Origin of the sequence: Paenibacillus sp. SORGH_AS_0306 (genome assembly GCF_030819345.1) — a bacterium.
Classification (GTDB): domain Bacteria; phylum Bacillota; class Bacilli; order Paenibacillales; family Paenibacillaceae; genus Saccharibacillus; species Saccharibacillus kyungheensis.
Window position 1 is genome coordinate 2434681 of the sequence record NZ_JAUTBP010000001.1, and the last position, 15461, is coordinate 2450141.

General features: G+C 39.4%; 16 protein-coding genes. 4 read left to right on the forward strand and 12 right to left on the reverse strand.

Features of this window, described 5'->3' with window-relative positions:
- Nucleotides 1–57: 57 nt before the first annotated feature.
- The 7 genes from QE450_RS10465 to QE450_RS10495 form a co-directional block, all read right to left on the reverse strand.
- Nucleotides 58–228: a hypothetical protein gene (locus QE450_RS10465; protein WP_273612754.1), complete on the reverse strand. Its 171-nt coding sequence runs from the start codon at nucleotides 226–228 to the stop codon at nucleotides 58–60.
- 256 nt (nucleotides 229–484) lie between these two features.
- Entirely contained in the window at nucleotides 485–1366 is an 882-nt protein-coding gene (locus QE450_RS10470) for a carbohydrate ABC transporter permease (RefSeq protein ID WP_274172496.1), read from the reverse strand.
- Nucleotides 1367–1396: 30 nt separating this feature from the next.
- Nucleotides 1397–2281, reverse strand: a complete 885-nt coding sequence (locus QE450_RS10475) for a carbohydrate ABC transporter permease (protein ID WP_273612756.1) — start codon at nucleotides 2279–2281, stop codon at nucleotides 1397–1399.
- A gap of 170 nt (nucleotides 2282–2451) precedes the next feature.
- The gene (locus tag QE450_RS10480) at nucleotides 2452–3774 is read right to left on the reverse strand and encodes an ABC transporter substrate-binding protein (protein ID WP_307299165.1); all 1323 of its coding nucleotides are present in this window, start codon (nucleotides 3772–3774) and stop codon (nucleotides 2452–2454) included.
- A 90-nt stretch (nucleotides 3775–3864) separates the two neighbouring features.
- Nucleotides 3865–5661, reverse strand: a complete 1797-nt coding sequence (locus QE450_RS10485; protein ID WP_307299167.1) for a sensor histidine kinase — start codon at nucleotides 5659–5661, stop codon at nucleotides 3865–3867.
- Complete coding sequence (locus QE450_RS10490) at nucleotides 5654–6460, reverse strand: response regulator transcription factor (RefSeq protein WP_274172493.1); 807 nt, start codon at nucleotides 6458–6460, stop codon at nucleotides 5654–5656. Before QE450_RS10490 ends, QE450_RS10485 begins: the two co-directional genes overlap by 8 nt.
- Nucleotides 6457–7446 carry a hypothetical protein gene (locus tag QE450_RS10495; protein WP_307299169.1) on the reverse strand — a complete coding sequence of 330 codons (990 nt, stop codon included), beginning with the start codon at nucleotides 7444–7446 and terminating at the stop codon, nucleotides 6457–6459. The genes QE450_RS10490 and QE450_RS10495 overlap by 4 nt, the downstream gene beginning before the upstream one ends.
- A 127-nt stretch (nucleotides 7447–7573) precedes the next feature.
- On the opposite strand from QE450_RS10495, the gene QE450_RS10500 reads away from it, so the two are divergent.
- Together QE450_RS10500 and QE450_RS10505 are read left to right on the forward strand one after the other, a co-directional pair.
- Nucleotides 7574–8548, forward strand: a complete 975-nt coding sequence (locus QE450_RS10500) for an aldo/keto reductase family protein (protein WP_307299172.1) — start codon at nucleotides 7574–7576, stop codon at nucleotides 8546–8548.
- A gap of 83 nt (nucleotides 8549–8631) precedes the next feature.
- Nucleotides 8632–9156 carry an O-acetyl-ADP-ribose deacetylase gene (locus QE450_RS10505; protein ID WP_307302666.1) on the forward strand — a complete coding sequence of 175 codons (525 nt, stop codon included), beginning with the start codon at nucleotides 8632–8634 and terminating at the stop codon, nucleotides 9154–9156.
- A gap of 135 nt (nucleotides 9157–9291) precedes the next feature.
- Here the strand turns inward: QE450_RS10505 and QE450_RS10510 are convergent, their stop codons facing one another.
- The 5 genes from QE450_RS10510 to QE450_RS10530 form a co-directional block, all read right to left on the reverse strand.
- A complete protein-coding gene (locus QE450_RS10510; protein WP_307299175.1) occupies nucleotides 9292–10053 on the reverse strand; it encodes a polysaccharide deacetylase family protein in 762 nt (253 codons plus the stop codon).
- Nucleotides 10054–10290: 237 nt separating this feature from the next.
- Complete coding sequence (locus QE450_RS10515; RefSeq protein ID WP_307302668.1) at nucleotides 10291–10980, reverse strand: DNA alkylation repair protein; 690 nt, start codon at nucleotides 10978–10980, stop codon at nucleotides 10291–10293.
- 90 nt (nucleotides 10981–11070) lie between these two features.
- Nucleotides 11071–11631 (reverse strand): methylated-DNA--[protein]-cysteine S-methyltransferase, encoded by a 561-nt coding sequence (locus tag QE450_RS10520; RefSeq protein WP_307299178.1) that lies wholly within the window; start codon nucleotides 11629–11631, stop codon nucleotides 11071–11073.
- 5 nt (nucleotides 11632–11636) lie between these two features.
- Entirely contained in the window at nucleotides 11637–12239 is a 603-nt protein-coding gene (locus QE450_RS10525) for a bifunctional transcriptional activator/DNA repair enzyme AdaA (protein ID WP_307299182.1), read from the reverse strand.
- A 164-nt stretch (nucleotides 12240–12403) separates the two neighbouring features.
- Nucleotides 12404–13111 carry a YceI family protein gene (locus QE450_RS10530; RefSeq protein WP_307299185.1) on the reverse strand — a complete coding sequence of 236 codons (708 nt, stop codon included), beginning with the start codon at nucleotides 13109–13111 and terminating at the stop codon, nucleotides 12404–12406.
- A 217-nt stretch (nucleotides 13112–13328) separates the two neighbouring features.
- Between QE450_RS10530 and QE450_RS10535 the strand changes: the two genes are divergently transcribed.
- Both QE450_RS10535 and QE450_RS10540 read left to right on the forward strand, forming a co-directional pair.
- Entirely contained in the window at nucleotides 13329–14012 is a 684-nt protein-coding gene (locus QE450_RS10535) for a response regulator transcription factor (RefSeq protein WP_273612767.1), read from the forward strand.
- Nucleotides 13997–15397 carry a HAMP domain-containing sensor histidine kinase gene (locus tag QE450_RS10540; RefSeq protein WP_307299189.1) on the forward strand — a complete coding sequence of 467 codons (1401 nt, stop codon included), beginning with the start codon at nucleotides 13997–13999 and terminating at the stop codon, nucleotides 15395–15397. The genes QE450_RS10535 and QE450_RS10540 overlap by 16 nt, the downstream gene beginning before the upstream one ends.
- Nucleotides 15398–15461 lie beyond the last annotated feature (64 nt).

Genomic DNA, 15461 nt, shown 5'->3' on the forward strand with positions numbered 1-15461 from the left:
AAATCAAAGTGATTTTTCGATTAAATAGCAACTTACCCAATCGATAGCACTCTTCGTTTATTTCCAGATTGCGGTAATATGCTTGCTTTTACGTCTCATGTATCGTTTCAGCGCACTTTCGCTTTTGCGAGTCGCCAGTGTCTGCTTAACACCTTGCATTAACAATTTATAGCGCCAATCATCATCATGGCTAATTTTGTGTAATTCATCCAAAAATTCTTCACTCATTGTAATCACTCCAGTTCCAGAATACGAACTCTATACTTATATTATACCCAATGTATATGAATTCTTTATGGAAACTAGCTTAAGATTAGCTGAAAAATGTATGAAGAATAATTACTTATTCTTGTGCTCACGTTTAGTCTTATTTCGATTCGTACTACACATGGTAGAGCGTTTGCTATTACAGGGCTTGTATTAGGATCAGTGCAGATCTTTTTGCACTTCTACTTGTGTTTCTAGTCAATTAAGTCGATAAAACTTAACCTTTGATCGCACCTTCAGCCATTCCAGCTAATACTTGTTTGTTGAACACAGCGAATAAAACTACTGTTGGAATGGTAGCGATCATAATCGCTGCGAACATCGGTGCATAATCGGTTGTATATTCCCCTGCAAAACGGGTCAGACCAACAGGAAGCGTGAGTTTGTCAGGATCGGAAATAAAGACAAGTGCTAATAACAACTCGTTCCACACCCCAACAAAACTCAAAATCGTAACTGTCATCAGCGCAGGCTTCGAGATCGGTATAACGATCCGCCAAAAAATACTATACACTGTACAGCCATCCATCACAGCCGCTTCCAACATTTCTTTCGGAATACCTGTAAAAAATCCGCACAATACCAGTACAGCCGCTGGCAACCCAAATGAAATATAAATCAGAATCAGACCGAACTGAGAATCCACTAATCCGACTTTGGTAAAATATACAAACAGTGGAATCAATGTCGCATGAATCGGAACCATCATTCCTAATAGAAAATAAACAAACGTCGCTTTTGATAATTTCCAACGTAACTTGGTTAAAGCATATGCCGACATCGCACTAAATACCAGTACAGCGACCAAAGTAGCTGAAGAAATCCAGACCGAGTTCAGCAGATATCTGCCTGTATTACCTGTTGTCCAAGCATTCCAATAATTACTCCACATCCAGTGTTGGGGCAATCCCCATGGATTAGTATAGATTTCAGGTGTTTCTTTGAGCGAATTAAGCAATAACCATAACAATGGATATACATAGAAAATCGCTACAAAACACAGCACAGCATAAATCATGATTTTACCTAGCGGAAAAAAACGTCGTGTATCTACATTACTTTGCTGTTTGGTTGTCTCTACATAAGGCGAAGATTTCATCCTTCCTGTTCACCCCCATCGCTATCCGATTTAATATTCAATACTTGATTTGCGGAAAATCATATTGATCAGTACTGTTGCCGCCAGACACATTAACAACAAGATCACTGACAAGGCGTCTCCATACCCGTATTCAAATTGACGGAATGATCTACCATACAGATAAGAAGCGAGTACCTGTGTCTGATTGGCAGGCCCTCCACCTGTCATGACAAATACGAGATCAAAGAACTTGAGTGAACCAATTGTTATCAGAATCGTTGTTACTTTCATAATCGGTTGTACCAGTGGAATCGTCATATGCCAAACAACTTTCCAACCCACCGCACCATCGATCCGAGCCGATTCAAAAATATGCGCAGGGATATTCTGAATAGCAGCAATATACAGAATCATCGTATACCCGAGGTATTGCCAGCCCACCACAAAAGATACCGCCCACATTGCTGTATCCGGTTGAGATAACCAATCGTTAGCCAGTGAGGACATCCCCAGCACTTCTAACAATTTATTAAGCATGCCAATTTCAGGATTATAGATAAAGCTCCACATCATCCCTACAGCCACACTAGAGATAACCGCTGGAAAAAAGAAAATATTTTTAAACCATTCTTTGCCTTTGATCGAACCTGTAATCAAAATAGCAAGCAAAAACCCGAGTCCTTGCTGAATAACCAGACTGACAAACAATAAAATCATCATATTTTTGATACTGGTAAAAAAGACCGAATCTCTGGTAAACATACGTGTGTAATTATCCAGACCGATAAATTTCATCGGACTAATAACATCCCATTTGAAAAAGCTAAAGTAAATCGAAGCCACAATCGGAATAAACACGATCGCTGTATACAGTAGCAATGCAGGCAACAAAAATACAATAATTGCTGACTTATTTCGTAACATTCGTTCCATCATTTTCCGCCTTTCCAGAACTACAATGGTGTTTAATATTTACTTTGCAGATTATCTAGCTGAGGAATAAGCAGTAAGAAATCACTATCACTAAGGCTCCTTATCATTCAGATGCCAGAGAATTATGATTTCTTACTGTATTTTTTTGTAATGAATACTTTGCTGTTTTTTTATTCTTTGTTATCTTGAGTGAATTGTTCTAGACTTTGAAAAGCTTCTTCCGGTGCTTGTCCTGCTAATATCGCTTGAATTGTTGTATTGTATTCATCGCCGATCTTCGCGCCTAGACCTACATCGTAGAAAATAAACATGCCTTTCATATCAGACATTTCTTTTTGCAAATCTTGTGCAACAGCAGGCACTTTGTCTTTATCCAGCTTCACATTGACTGCTGGAATATCTCCATTTTCTTCTGCCAATTTGGTCTGGACATCATTACTTGTCCAAGCTTTGATATATTCAAGAGCCGCATCTTTATTTTTGGTATTCGCACGAATGACTAGGTTGTAACTAGGTTGCCCTAACCATGTGTTTAGATCACCTTTACCACCTTCAAATGTAGGGAATTTGGCGATTCCTATTTTGCCTTGAACTTTGGAATCTGCTGCTTCTACTGAACCTACTGCCCAGCTTCCCATCACGAACATAGCCGCTTCACCATTTTTGAACATATTCGTAATTGCAGTATTATCCAATCCCAAGAATCCAGAAGGAAAAGCACCCATATCTCGTAATTCATTCATTACATTTCCTGTCTGAATATACGAAGGGTCCATCCATGTGCCTGTTCCTTCCATCAATTTGTTAAATGGCTCGTCTCCACCGATTCGATTCGCTACCATTTCGCTAAATAGAGCGCTTGTCCATGATTCTTTGGCTCCAAATGCAAATGGTGTAACACCATTATCTTTAAGTACTTTAATAACATTTTTGAGTTCTTCGTAAGTAGTTGGTGGAGTCAGATTATATTTTGCAAAAATTTCTTTGTTATAAAAAAGAGGTACTGTCGCAAATGCTGTCGGGATCGCATACACTTTATTATCAAATGTCAGTAGATTGAATGCCCCTGAAGTAAAGCTTTTTTTCCATTCAGGATCTGCATTTAAAATCTCGGTCAAATCCATAATTCTGCCCGAATCTGCATATGTTTTTAACTTACCAGCAGCGTGACTTACAAATACATCCGGGCCTGCATTCGCTGCAAGCTCTGCATTAAGCTTCGGATAATACCGATCAGTTCCCGGAATATGCTGTACTTTCATCGTGGTTGTCGCATCTTTACGTTCATTGTATTCTTTGGCTAGTTGTTCCGACATCTTATACACATAACTATCTGCATTTTGCCAGTCATAGATAACCGTTTCACTTGTTCCTCCTGTAGAACCTGATCCTGTAGAGGATTCTGAACTATTTCCACATCCTGCAAGTACACTGCTTAATAAAAGAACACCTGTGAGTACACCGATACTTTTTTTCCAATACCCCTTTGTCATGACTCTTTTCATCCTCTCATGCTTTCGGTATAGAATACGCTTTCATCATATAAGGTGATCGGCATATCGACCATGTGGTATTTCTGACATTTAGCTTGAAAATTCCGACCTTTTTTCCATTAAAAGTCTATTAGGAATACGCAAAATGATCGTTGTCCCTTGCTCTTCTATACTGTTAATCTTCAGACCATATTCTTCTCCATAATGCAGTTGTATTCGTTGATGCACATTGAGTAGCCCTATACCTGATAATGTAGAATCCGAAGGATTTTCCAGATAATGACGTAACGTTTCCAGTTGAGCGGTGCTCATTCCCAATCCATCATCAGCTATCGCTAACACCAGCGTATCTTCACTTTCATACGCATGAATACGAATATGTCCATTATCCATCTGCATCTCTAATCCATGTACAATCGCATTTTCAATAATCGGTTGCAAAATAAACCGCGGTACAATAACAGACAGTACCGCTGGATCAATATCATATTGCATATCAAATTTATCGACATATCTTACTTTTTGAATATAAATGTATTTTTTGACGCTTTCTAATTCTTCACTCAGTGTAATAAAATCTTTGCCTTTAATTCCTTCTCGCATTAGATCGCCTAACGCTTTGGACAGTTTACCTACTTCCGGTACCCCTTCGATGCGTGCCATCCAATTCATCGTTTCAAGCGTATTGAATAAAAAGTGCGGATTGATCTGGAACATCAGAAATTTGAGCTGAGATTGCTGACGTAGACGTTCTTCTTCATACACTTGATTGATCAAATAATGAATACGAGCGATCATACGATTAAAGTTCAGACTAAGAATACCTATCTCATCTCGTGACGGATAATTAAAGCTAATCGACCAATTTTCACGTTCGGTATTTTTCATAATCGAAGATAATTGACGAATCGGTCTGGAAATACTGACTGACAAATAATAGCCCAAAATAAGAGTGATCAAAGCAACAACGACAAACAAAATAATCATCCATTGTTGCAGCATAATCGATTGTTCCGAATAGCGAGCCGTCGGAATAATACTTACAATTTTCCAATCTGTATTCTGAATACGTTGGTACGATACTATCTGCTGTTTATCATCAATATCATCTGCAAAATCACCTGTATCACCACTGGTAATAATCTTTTGTAAATACGATTCTGATGGGGTATGGTGAATCAGTTCTTTGTGCCTGCTTGAGATAATCTGTCCATGACTATCAATAATAAATAGCTCACCCTGTTCATTGAGCTTAATCTGACTGTACACTTTATAGAGAGCTTCCTCATGATAAGTCAACAAAAAATAGCCTATCTTTTGCAGGCTATCGACATCATAAATAGTACTTACAGCGGCGACTACCGATTGTTGCCCTGAAGGATTGAACCAGGATAAATCACCACGATTACGTTGAAGCACTTGCCAGTTCTGATCACGCAAGTCTAATTTTTTGGCATACATACTGGTCTGAAAAGAAGTGCCGTTGAGCGCATACAGACTAACCCCTTCTACGTCTTCTCGATCGCTGATTAATCCATACAAAATATTACGTATCTGCTTATCCGCAGAGACGTATTGCAGATCTGTCCATTGTTGTCGATTGACTGCTTTGAGCGATTTGCGAATTTCTTGATTGGTAAAAATCGAATAATACAATCGCTCAATATCATGCATATGCAGTTCTATATTTTTACTAACTTCACTTAGCATATCCATCGTATAAATATTAGTCTGTTCTTGAATAAGCGAACTAGATTTCTGGTACGTCCAGACACTTATCACTGCTAACGGAATCAGATTCAGTACGATAAAAGCGATAAATAATTTATTGCGAATATTAAGATCACGAGCCGCTTGAATCAGTCGATATAACATCACTTCAAGCATGAGGATGATCTCCTTTTTTGCGAAATTCATTCGGTGTTAATCCATATCTTTTTTTGAATACTTGTCCAAAATAGCGAGCATCACGAATCCCGACTTGCTCGGCGATTTTGTAAATTTCCAGATGAGAATTGCCAAGCAATTGAACGGCTTTTTGCATCCGAATCCTTGTAAGCGTATTCAAGAAATTATCGCCTGTTTCTTTTTTGAATAACCGACTTAAATAGTCTGCATTAAAATGATTTTTGTCTGCCATCTGTTCGATAGTAATATCTTTCATATATTGCTTTTCCATTGTTTGTAGCATCTGCTGAATCACAGGATGTAGCGAAGGCTGATCAGGATGAGCGGTATGCTTGCCTTGTAAAGTCAGTGCATATTCTTCCAACTGGTCACGTAACTCTTCTTCTGTACTCTGCCGCTGGCGTTCTTCTATAATCATTGCTTTGGCTTTGAGACAAGCAGCGATAATCTCATCTGGATCAGTCGGCTTCAACACAAATCCTAATGCTCCCAACTGAATCGCTTTGAGCGCATAATCCAATTGATGATAAGCGGTAATAAAGATCACTTTAGGTGCACATTGTTGCTGATTCAGACTGTCCATAAGTGCTAACCCATCCATGCCTGGCATACGAATATCGGTAAGCAATAGATCAGGTTTTTGTGTAAGACTTAATTGTCTGGCTTCGATTCCGTTCGCAGCTATGCCAATCAATTGAAATCCATGATCATGCCAATCTAACATTTCAAGCCCTCTACGAGTCATCGCTTCATCATCTGCTATCATCAATGTAATCATCTGTTCTCCTCCTGTATTCCATGAATTAAGCAATGAAAAGGTATAGCTGTCGCCTGACTCCATTGTGGTGCACGCTGAATATGATCGTTATAACTCCAGACAAATTTGAAATGATGTCCATAATCCCAATCGGCTTTCGCTAGATTTTGTTGCCAGAATTCAATGTCTGTATAGCGAAAAAGTACAGGAATAGCCTGTTGAAGTGGCAAGCGATCTACAGGTGAATACAGTCTATGTCTATGTGTATCTGTTGTGTGTCCATCCCAGTGACGACTAGCTCGCAACACTTTGCACATTTGTAATAAAGGATGCAATCCACGTCTAAATAATGAAGATTGTCCTAGATCATGCAATATATTTAGCGCATGAGAAAAGGTTAACGTATGACCGATCAGATCGTGATGAGCTTCGGCGATATAGATAGGGTCGGTCTCTGCTAATTCTTGCAAAATAAACGCTGACAACTGCGCAGGAGATTCGATACTTGGAAAGGAATCGGTGACAGTAATCTCTAATTTTTTCACTTCAGATGCTTTGTATCCAATCCATGAACGTCCAGCAATGGTGCGATCAAAAGCTTGAATTAATTGCTGAATATGTGTGATATGTTCTAGACTTCCCCATGCTTCTAGTTCTCGAATAGCAAGTAATGAGACAGCAGTATAGATCACATTATGCCCGACCCAATGCAGTTGATCGATATTGGCATCTAATGCAGGTAGAATAATAGATAACGCTTCAGCATAAGTGACAGGTACAGACTCTATCAATAAAGCCTCGCTAGATTCCTGTGTATGCTCTCTAACCATCTGTTCTGCTTGATTGATTATCGCTTGCGCGACTTCAGTAGTGATCGAAGAAGATTTCGCTAGAAACGATGCTGCTATACTAGCTGTTCCATAATGAGCATCCCAGATATCTCCTGTCTGCTTCTGACAATCAGCAATAATAGCTAATCCTTGTTGCAAAAGTGATCGGGGTGACATATATATCCCTGCTTTCTTATGTGATATAAGGTTGACGAATCATTTTTTTTCGTTAATGATAAAAGAAGTGAGTTATTACGGTAGCTGACGATGATTGATGAATCTACATAACAGAGGAGCGTTTATAATGAAATATCGTAATTTGGGTCGTACAGGACTGAAAGTTAGTGAGATCAGCCTTGGAAGCTGGTTAACATATGGCACAGCGGCAGAACAGCAAGCAGCCGATGATTGCGTACGCACTGCTTTTGAATTAGGGATTAACTTTTTCGATACCGCAAACGCTTACAACCGTGGTGAAGGTGAAAAAGCGATTGGAGCGGCTCTTCGTTCCTATGAACGTTCTAGTTATGTATTGAGCACCAAAGTATTTTTCCCGATGGGCGATGGGCCGAATGACCACGGATTGTCACGTAAGCATATTATGGAACAATGCGAAGCCAGTCTCAAGCGTCTCGGTACAGATTATATCGACGTTTATTTCTGCCATCGATTCGATACAGAGACACCAACGGAAGAAACATTACGTGCACTAGATGATCTTACATCACAAGGCAAAATTTTGTATAGTGCTGTAAGTGAATGGACAGCTGCGCAGATCAGTGATGCGGCTCATATTGCAGATCGTCTACGCTTACGCCCACTTGCGGCTAACCAACCGATTTATAATCTATTTGAGCGTTATATTGAAGATGAAGTTCTAGGTGTATCCGAGCAACATGGATTGGGACAAGTTGTCTTCTCCCCTCTTGCTCAAGGTATTCTGACAGGTAAATACAAACCAGGTCAAGCACCAGCCGCTGGAACACGCGCAGCCGATGATTCAGTCAACCATGTTATCAATAGCTATCTACGAGATGATGTACTGGAAGTAGTCGGCAAATTAGATCAATTGGCTCAAAGTATGGATATCAAATTATCGCAATTAGCACTTGCCTGGGTTCTTCGTCAACCTGGTATCAGTTCAGCAATTATCGGTGCTTCCAAGCCTCATCAGATTCAAGAAAATGTAGAAGCGGTAAATATTAGTTTGAGCGAAGATACATTATCACAGATCGATCAGATGATGGAAGATATTCAAGATTTCTCACCGATGCGTTAATGATATACAGATACATGGGAGTAAATCTGAATATGTGAAATAGATCTGATCCATCATTGCTAGGAGGAGAAGATATGGATAATATTCAGATTGGACTACTTCAAGGAGATATTACAGTCCAACACGTTGATGCTATTGTGAATGCTGCTAACTCTAGTCTTCTTGGAGGTGGTGGTGTTGATGGAGCTATTCATTGCGCAGGTGGGTCTGCTATTCTAGAAGAATGTCAGCAGATTCGTAATCGTCAAGGCGGCTGCCCGACAGGAGAAGCTGTAATCACCACAGCCGGACGCTTGCCAGCCAAGCATGTTATTCATACGGTAGGCCCGGTATGGAATGGAGGGTCTAACAATGAACGCCAGTTACTGGCTGATTGTTATGTTCACTCTCTTCAGCTAGCAGATGAGCATCAGCTTACATCGATTGCTTTTCCTAATATCAGTACAGGGATTTATCATTTCCCCAAAAAAGAAGCAGCTACAATCGCTTTGCAAACAGTAAAAGAGTATGTAGAACAACATCCAGACACTACATTACAACAGATCGTTTTTGTCTGCTATGATGCAGATAATCTTGCACTGTATCAACAACAAATACAAGCTTTATAGATTGATATCATTGTATGGTCAGTATCGATCATCATGAAGAAATATAATCGATCACAGCCAAAAAAATACCCTGTTCTTTCTATCACAGTACTTGTCTGTGAGAAAGGGCAGGGTATTTGTGTACATTAGCTATAATTAACGTTCGTCATTCCAGAAATTGACCGGATGGTTTTGTTTGCTTAGTACTTTGAACGTATAACCATCTTTTTTCAACGTTTCTAATACTAATGGCAATACTTTAAGTGTAGCAGGTTGATCATGCATCAATACAACAGGAGCTGTACCACGTTTTTCTACAGAATTGACCTGACTCATAATATTTTTGTAGACACGTTGATGATCTTTTTTGTATTTCCAATCCAATGAATCTACATTCCAATCCCATAGATGGAAGCCACCTTGATTCAGCATCACATCACGATAACCTTGTTTCATATAAGGCTTACTACCATAAGGCGTACGCACAAGACTGGTACGAACACCAGCTACTTCATACAGACTTTCGTTTGCATCACGCATTTCTTTATAAGCACTGAATGGTGAATTATAGAATTTTTTGACAACATGAGTAACTCCATGCAATCCCAGTCCATTGCCTTCTTTTACAATACGCTTGGTTGCTGTCTGATACTGTTCCATATGAGGTCCTAACATAAAGAATGTTGCTTTAGCATCGTATTTGTCCAATATATCTAGCAATTGCATTGTATGCGCTGTTGGGCCATCATCAAATGTTAGATAAATAACTTTTTCTGCTTTCTCAGAACGTGTAGTACTTTGACTCTTTGTAGCATTTTTGCTTGTGTGTGCACTGGCTACCACAGTATGTGTAGCGAATTGCGGAATCAACAATCCAATTAAAATCGTAACTAACATCCATTTTTGATAACGTGACATAATAATGTTTCCCTCTCCCTTATCTTATGTACTTTCGACATCTCTCGTCATTATTATATCTAATATGCGCAATACAATTCATCCTTCAATAGCTACTTTCAGATCACATTTTTGTTACGATTGATAAAAACAAAAAACAATTTCGTAAATTTATCTGTTATAAAATGCACAAAAAGACTACATTTTTACCTGTAGCCCTTTTTGATCGTATGATATTTATTACTTGTGTAGCTGTATTTATGACTGTGCTGATTTGCGTTTCATCAGGCGTATCTTTGTTTTGGTATCGGAATCTATTCGATATGATTCGGTTATTTTCTGTAACGATTTATTGTACGTAAATATATCTAAGTGATTATGCTGCAAATAATGCATCGTCGGTTCAGGCAAATGAATATAACAGATCGAGATCGCCCATGCGACAGCCATTTTGACATAATATCCGTTATGCTCAATCCGATCCAAGCGTTCCAATACTTCTTGAATATAGACATCATCTACATAATACGTCAGTAACATCACGACTGCGAAGCGAACTTCATATTCATGCTCAGAAGAAAGATAAGGTGTAATGAAATTCCATACTTGTTGCTGATGGAATGTTGTACATTTTAGCCCACCACAGAATCGATCACATACAGACCAATTATCAATTTTCGGTACAAATGAAGTGATATATTGTAATCGTTCATCAATATCCATCTCTGCATACCCGATGACCATTCCTTGTAGCATCACTTCTTCAAAATATTCCTGCTCTGCTTCTTGTAAATACGTACGCCAATCGGCTTTGGCAATGCGCTGAGCCATGATCCGCAACTGCGGTATACGTACTCCTAATATATTTGTAATTGTGGGTAGCAAGCTTGATGCAAATTTCTGATAATCATGATCTACTTTAGCTAGTATTTGCTCGCGAATAATAATACCTCCTTGATAACATTGGATAATCTAACCGAACGATCATTTAAAACTCCAATTTATTTGATAGTACAAAAGGATAGCTAAGACGTATACCTATATTGTTTCCCCTGCTGGAAGCAGTTCTTTTTCCAAATCCAATAACGTTGTTTTCATATCCAGTCCTCCGCGATATCCTGTTAATGCTCCGCCTTTGCCAATAACCCGGTGACAAGGAATCGTTATTAGAAAAGGATTCGCTCCGATCGCTGCTCCAACTGCGCGTACTGCCGCAGGTCGTCCGATATGCTGAGCGATATCCGAGTATGACCATGTCTGTCCATAAGGAATCTGCAACAATGCTTGCCACACTTGTAGTTGAAAAGGGGTCCCTTGAAAATCATGAGCAATCGTGAATTGTTGACGCTCTCCCTGTAGATATTGAATTAATTGCTTCGCATACGGTTCAAGCTTCTGCTTATCTTCGACTAGAACACTTCCACTGCGTCTAGTGTGTATCCATGTCTCCATTTCTGCAAAGGGTTGACCTTGCGAGCCTACATAACATAGTCCATTGCTTGAGGCTGCAATATAGAATTGCCATAGATGATGATTGATCTGTGTCCAGTAGATATTGGGCTGAGCTAGATCTTTATTTCTGTTGTCTGTTGTTGTCATAAGCGCTACTCTCCTTTTACTGATTGGTCAGCATGATGCTGTTTGCGATATTGTGCGGGCGTGATGCCGATTTTCTTTTTGAATAAAGTGACAAAATATGAAGTGTTCGGTATGCCTATATTCAATCCGATTGCAGTCATACTATGATTAGTAGTAATCAGTTCCTGACAAGCTTGATCGATACGACAACGCTGAATATACTCTACCGGCGTAATATTCATTACTTTTTTGAATGTACGATGTAAATGATACGGGCTACCATGACCTATTTCTGCTAACCCATGTAATGTTAACGGCTCTGTATAATGCTGATCGATATATTGTGTAATGACAGCGATCCACTCCTGATCAGGCAATCGTTCTCCTGTAGGCTTGCACCGTTTGCAAGGACGATACTGAGCATGCAGTGCTTGATCGGGATCTGCAAAAATAGTTACATTCTGTGGTCGAGGTGCTTTCGATTTACAAGAAGGGCGGCAAAATATGCCTGTCGTCCGTACTGCATACCAAAACTGACCATCATATGAAGAATCATTATTAACAATTGCTTGCCATTGTTCGGTAGTGATATGTGGACTATCTGTTATATGCGTTGCGGTATCATTCATCGCTATTCACCTCTATCTGTAGTATATCTGTTGAATATGTATTTGTACGCTGTTTGGAATGTAAAAGCAAGATAACAACATTTTAAGATAGATGATACCTATCCATCAAGATAGCAAAAAAAGCACCCCGTTCATAAGAACGGAATGCTTTGGACGTGATTGACTTATTTGTCTAATGTTAATTCCAGTTGAACACCAATATCATTTTGTGTACTCAATACTACCGAGTGAGGATTTTTCATGCCAAAATCTTCAAACGTTACTGTCGTTGTACCGGATAGTAGAATTTGTCCACCTTGATATACTGCTTTACCTGCAACCGTTACATCTTTATCAATACCTTTAACAGTTAAGGTGCCTTTCATTGTAAAATCATTAGTAGCGCCTTCTGTCCATGTTGTTGGCAAGCCTTCAAAAGAAGTAGCTTTGAAAGTCGCTTGTGGGAACTTGGCAACATCGAAGAAATCAGCTTCTTTTACATGCTCATCACGTTGAGCTGTTCCTGAATCAATAGCGCTCATATCGATTTGTCCTTCAGCTACCATTTTGGTAGGATCGTCTACATTCACTGTCCAGTTACCCGTTACTTTGTTATCTACAAAGTTTACTGTTTCCTGTGAAGTCGTTACAGAGAAGTATACTTTAGAAGAATCGGTATTGATTTTCCAATCGCCATTCAGTTGGTCTCCTGCTACACTTGCGCCAGAGGCTGCTGTTCCGCTAGATTCAGTAGAAGTGTTTGTCGCTGGAATAACTTGCTCAATAGCTACTTTGTTCCCCATATAACTCTTCATAAATTGATAGCCGCCAATCGCCACGATCACTACTACAATAGCAACGATAATGAGGATATTTCTTGTTTTTTTATTCATGATTTTGATCTCCTTTTATAAATGCTTCTTAATATCCTTATCTTAAACGGCGAATGTGTCGAGAAGATGTCCAAATGTACAAGAAGTAGAAAAAAATAAAGATTATTATAAAATCACTTGATAGTTAAAGAACGGTAGGTACAATAAGTAGACAACAGATAATGTACTTATTAAAATATAGTCCATGCTAAACGTAGATATAAGGAGCCTTTGAAATATGAACTTAATACTTATCGTAGAAGATGAAGAAGGTATTGCCCGCGTTCTATCTGCTTATTTGAAAAAAGCAGGGTTTGAAACGTTGCGCGCTGCCGATGGTCATCAAGCATTAGAGCTATTCAATTCCTCTTCCCCTGCACTGGTGATACTGGATATTATGTTGCCAGGAATGGATGGCTGGGAGTTGCTCAAAATGATTCGTAGTAAAAGTGCTTGTCCAGTGATTATGCTGACTGCACGTGACGATATTCAAGACCGACTCACTGGACTTGATGGTGGAGCCGATGATTATATGACCAAGCCTTTTATGCCTGAAGAAGTAGTAGCTAGAGTAAATGCTGTACTACGTCGTCGTCCACACTGGAATGATGGCATCAGCAAACGTAATTTCGGAAATCTGGTGATTGATATGGCAGCCAAACGTGTGTATTTGAATGGTGCTGAAGTGGCACTTAGTCCACGTGATTTATCTTTGTTACTTTTTTTATCAGAGCATCCGAACCGTACCTTTACTCGTGATCACTTGATTGAACAGGTCTGGGGAATGGATTACGACGGGAGTGATCGAGCAGTCGATCTATCTGTCAAACGATTGCGTCAGTCACTTTCTCACTGGTCATCGCAAACAGGTGAACTTCGAACATTGCGCGGAATGGGGTATCAATTTTGGCTAAGCGAATAAAAAAATCAAAACAAACATCTATTTTATCGTATTGGACGATTCGTTATTTTATTATTTTATGTATCGGATTGTTGATTATTGCTACCGCTGCGGTCTATTGGGTGCGAGATACAGCGATGGATAGTCGCCTAAAAACAGCAGGTTTACTCGGACAAGAAGTTGCTGATCGAGTTACATCTGCTAATGGAACGATAGTTATTCCGAATAAGCTGGATAAGATTATTGATAATCGGCTGAAATTTTTTAATCTGGATGAATATATGTGTATTATGATTGCGAATGAAAAAGGGCAGTTCTTATTCTCTATGCCTAATCTTCCGCAAGATAAACTAAGTAAAAAGTTAACGCCTGATCTTGCTGAACCGACAGATAATCGGTATATGGCTGTGAACACTCCTATTTATAATGATCAAGGAGTCAAGATTGGTCAGGTGACGTTACTTCAATCTAAAAAGTCTCTGACCTATAGTCCTAATGAAATTGTGTTAGTAGTGGTTCTGTTAAGTACGCTTATTATCTCAGGTTGGCTTACGATCTACTGGTTATCTCGCAAATTATCCCGACCGATCCAATTAGTAGCCAATGCAGCCAAACAGATTCGTGCAGGTAACTACGATGTGAATTTGCAAATAGATACGAAAGAACAAGAAATCACAGAGCTGGTGCAGTCTTTCGAAGAAATGGCACAGCGATTGAAACAGTTAGAAGAATGGCGCGCTCTCTCTCTAGCCGGTGTAACCCATGAGCTAAAAACACCTGTTACCTCGATCAAAGGTCTGGTGATGGCTGTACGAGAAGAAGTGGTCACTCAAGATGAAGCCAAAGAATTTCTTGATATTGCACTCAAAGAATCAGAGCGTATGGAGCGTATGATTGCAGACTTGCTGGATTATAATGCGTTTACTTCTGGTAGTGTAGAGATCCAGAGTGATCGGTTACACTTGCAACTGCTCATCTCCGAGATTGCTTATCAATGGAAATTAACACATGAATCGTATCCAGTCGATATGGTTCTCGATCTGCCTGAAGAACCACTTTATACGATGGGCGACTCTTTACGGATTCAGCAAATCTTTGTGAATCTGCTTAATAATGGATTACAGGCTGTGGATAAAAGTATACCGATTCAATTCCGTATTCGGATGTATGCGGAACAGCAATATATTCATGTAGAAGTAACCGATAATGGTACAGGCGTAGCCCCTGAAGATCAGTCTCATATTTTCGAACGCTTTTATCGGGGAGATCGCAAAAAGCGTAGTGTACGCGGCTTAGGATTAGGGCTCACTTACAGTCAATTGTTAGCCCGCGCTCAAGGTGGCGAATTGCGATTGCGTCAGAGTTCTTCGTCAGGCAGTACGTTTGCTTTACAATTGCCAAGATAAATAAACAGCAGGTATTATCGAGTTTTTTATAATCATTCAATATCTATGTATACAATGAAAAAAG

Excerpts from the sequence above, each read along its gene's own strand:
- QE450_RS10520 (WP_307299178.1), bottom strand. The coding sequence starts at position 11,631 with ATGACAACAACAGACAACAGAAATAAAGATCTAGCTCAGCCCAATATC.
- QE450_RS10510 (WP_307299175.1), bottom strand. The coding sequence starts at position 10,053 with ATGTCACGTTATCAAAAATGGATGTTAGTTACGATTTTAATTGGATTG.
- QE450_RS10490 (WP_274172493.1), bottom strand. The coding sequence starts at position 6,460 with ATGATTACATTGATGATAGCAGATGATGAAGCGATGACTCGTAGAGGG.
- QE450_RS10535 (WP_273612767.1), top strand. The coding sequence starts at position 13,329 with ATGAACTTAATACTTATCGTAGAAGATGAAGAAGGTATTGCCCGCGTT.
- QE450_RS10495 (WP_307299169.1), bottom strand. The coding sequence starts at position 7,446 with ATGTCACCCCGATCACTTTTGCAACAAGGATTAGCTATTATTGCTGAT.
- QE450_RS10500 (WP_307299172.1), top strand. The coding sequence starts at position 7,574 with ATGAAATATCGTAATTTGGGTCGTACAGGACTGAAAGTTAGTGAGATC.
- QE450_RS10530 (WP_307299185.1), bottom strand. The coding sequence starts at position 13,111 with ATGAATAAAAAAACAAGAAATATCCTCATTATCGTTGCTATTGTAGTA.
- QE450_RS10480 (WP_307299165.1), bottom strand. The coding sequence starts at position 3,774 with ATGACAAAGGGGTATTGGAAAAAAAGTATCGGTGTACTCACAGGTGTT.
- QE450_RS10470 (WP_274172496.1), bottom strand. The coding sequence starts at position 1,366 with ATGAAATCTTCGCCTTATGTAGAGACAACCAAACAGCAAAGTAATGTA.
- QE450_RS10525 (WP_307299182.1), bottom strand. The coding sequence starts at position 12,239 with ATGAATGATACCGCAACGCATATAACAGATAGTCCACATATCACTACC.
- QE450_RS10475 (WP_273612756.1), bottom strand. The coding sequence starts at position 2,281 with ATGGAACGAATGTTACGAAATAAGTCAGCAATTATTGTATTTTTGTTG.
- QE450_RS10465 (WP_273612754.1), bottom strand. The coding sequence starts at position 228 with ATGAGTGAAGAATTTTTGGATGAATTACACAAAATTAGCCATGATGAT.
- QE450_RS10485 (WP_307299167.1), bottom strand. The coding sequence starts at position 5,661 with ATGCTTGAAGTGATGTTATATCGACTGATTCAAGCGGCTCGTGATCTT.